Source organism: Blastococcus sp. TBT05-19, from assembly GCF_003319095.1.
Classification (GTDB): Bacteria; Actinomycetota; Actinomycetes; order Mycobacteriales; family Geodermatophilaceae; genus Blastococcus.
Genome location: NZ_QOHI01000018.1, coordinates 1 through 652 on the forward strand (window position 1 = coordinate 1; position 652 = coordinate 652).

A 652-nucleotide genomic window follows, 5' to 3' on the forward strand; every position below is an offset into this window, starting at 1 on the left:
TGGGCTCGGAGATGTGTATAAGAGACAGTCGCCATGGTCATCGCGCAGGTATGCCAGCCGGACGCCGACAGCCGGCCGAAGTGCGTCTGCGCTGCCGCCTCGTCCGACAGGTGAAAGGGCTGCGGGTCGTATTTCGACGCGAACTCCACCACCTCCTCGCGGGTGACCTCGTAGCGGCCGAAGCGGGCCGTGGTCCCGACGGACAGATCCTCGAAATACTGCATCGGCGCCTCCATCGGGCGGCGTCGTGACACCCCGCGACGGCCGTGCCAAGGACCGTCCGTGGTCCTGGAGCCGACGATGCGCGTGATCCCCCTGTTGTTGCTCGCGATCATGTCCGCCTGCGCGGGGCCGCGCGCCGTTCAGCCCGCCAGCGGCCCGGTCGCCGTGAAGATCATCGCGCTGAACGATTTCCACGGCGCGCTCGAGCCCCCCAAGCTGGCCGTTCCCGCGCGCGGGTCCTCGGGCGAGGAGGTGCAGGTCCCCGCAGGCGGCGCGGCGCATCTCGCGTCGGCGGTGGCGCGGCTAAAGGCGACGAACCCCAACCACCTGGTCGTGTCGGCCGGCGACCTGACCAGCGCGTCGCCCTTCGTCTCCTCGCAGTTCCTGGATGAGCCGACGGTGCTGGCCATGAACCTGATCGGGCTCGACC

The 652-nt window shown here is 69.6% G+C and carries 1 protein-coding gene and 1 pseudogene; one reads left to right on the forward strand and one right to left on the reverse strand.

Going from position 1 to position 652, the window contains the following annotated elements; genetic code table 11:
- A partial coding sequence (locus DQ244_RS19115; RefSeq protein ID WP_255411617.1) for a MaoC/PaaZ C-terminal domain-containing protein occupies positions 1-224 on the reverse strand: 224 nt, incomplete at its 3' end.
- A gap of 58 nt (positions 225-282) precedes the next feature.
- Between DQ244_RS19115 and DQ244_RS19120 the strand changes: the two are divergent.
- Positions 283-652 (forward strand): annotated as a pseudogene (locus tag DQ244_RS19120) (hypothetical protein); the annotation flags it as partial.